Genomic DNA, 1,234 nt, shown 5'->3' with positions numbered 1-1,234 from the left:
CCAGTACCGCGCTGCCGGCACGGTCAACTGGCAGGAGTTCGGCAACTACAACGTCCGCGGCACCAACAACAAGAGCCAGCGCGCCAGTTATGCGATCGACGTGCCCGAGGGGCAGTACGACGTGCGCGTGCGCGTGGCCGGCAACAACACCGACGGCTCGGGTGCTGAAGCGTCGTTCGTCTGGACCACCCTGACCAGCGTGCAGCGCGACACGGCAAGCTATGCGGGCATCCCGCGCATCGGCATCCGGATGCAGGCCAACGGCCAGCTCAACGGCGCGCCGGACGAGATCCGCTGCATTGCCCATTCCATGCCGATTCCCGTCTGGACCGGCACGGTGTGGGTGACCCAGCGCACCAGCAATGCGGGGGCATGGATCCTCGCCTATGCCCGTGGCATCTACGCGCCTGATCCCACTGCACCAGGTGGGCGCGCGCTGGTTGCCGGCATGGGTCTGCCCGAACGGCAGATCGACCTCGAGGGCCTCAAGGCCTTCATGCTCCACTGTGCCGCCAACAATTTCACCTACAACAACTGGATCACGGATGTCCGCAGCCACCAGCAGGTGCTGGACGTGCTGGCGCTGGCCGGGTTCGGGCAGATCAGCTGGCCGCGCGGGCGGCTGTCCGTAGGCTGGGCCGCCGATGAGCAGCCGCTGTCCGGCGTGGTCAACATGGCGAACATCAAGAAGGGCCAGTTCCAGGTCGACTACACCCTGACCAACGGCGCCGACGGCATCGAGTACACCTACCTGGACAGCGCAACCTGGCAGTCCAAGACCCTGCGAGTGCCTGCCCCCGGTGTCACCACGATGCTCAACCCGGCCCAGGTGAGCGGGGAGGGCGTCACCACCGAGGCGCATGCCGTGATGCTGGCGCGCTGGCACTTGGCGCAGAGCCTGTACCAGTACAAGGCGATCAGCTACAGCACCGATATCGAACACCTGTCCTACAGCCGGATGTCGATGCTGGCGCTGCAGCACGATATGACCCAGTGGGGCTTCGGTGGGCGGGTCAAGGGCGCTTCGATCGCAGGCGGCAGGGCTACTCTGCAGCTTGACGAGCCCGTGCCGGCACCGGCGCAAGGGAACGCCTTTGTTGGCCTGCGCATCCCGGGCGAGCGTGTGTACCGCGTGCTGCGTGTACAGCCCTTTGCCGGCACCAGCGACACCCTTGTGCTGGCCGATGGCTGGCCTGCCGATGCAGCCCTGCCGGGCAACAGCGAGGCCAACCCC

1 protein-coding gene is annotated in these 1,234 nt (G+C 66.7%); it reads left to right on the top strand.

Going from position 1 to position 1,234, the window contains the following annotated elements:
- On the top strand, positions 1-1,234 hold a 1,234-nt coding region (locus CXG43_RS01265), incomplete at both ends, for a host specificity factor TipJ family phage tail protein (RefSeq protein ID WP_232767524.1).

Source organism: Stenotrophomonas sp. Bg11-02 (assembly GCF_002836635.1).
GTDB lineage: Bacteria > Pseudomonadota > Gammaproteobacteria > Xanthomonadales > Xanthomonadaceae > Stenotrophomonas > Stenotrophomonas lacuserhaii.
Note: the sequence above shows the minus strand (reverse complement) of the source record. Positions and strands in the feature narration are given on the sequence as shown.